We start from the raw sequence: 208 nt of genomic DNA on the forward strand, positions 1-208 counted from the left end.
AGACACACCAATCATCTACGTACCAATCGTAAATGATGTGAAGAAACCAACTAAACAAACGGTAACGTTTGAAGGAGCAGGAACATCTACTCCAGCTGATAAGGTTCAAGATGACTTTACGTTTACTGGTAAAGAAAAAAATGGTACGACAACATGGGATCAACCTAATCACACTTATGGCAAAGAAACAGTTCCAGTTGTTGAACAT

General features: G+C 38.5%; 1 protein-coding gene. It reads left to right on the forward strand.

The genetic code is table 11. The features are described from left to right. A partial coding sequence (locus ADM33_RS11415) for a hypothetical protein (RefSeq protein WP_049503220.1) occupies positions 1-208 on the forward strand: 208 nt, incomplete at both ends.

This window comes from Streptococcus oralis (assembly GCF_001075875.1).
Classification (GTDB): domain Bacteria; phylum Bacillota; class Bacilli; order Lactobacillales; family Streptococcaceae; genus Streptococcus; species Streptococcus oralis_I.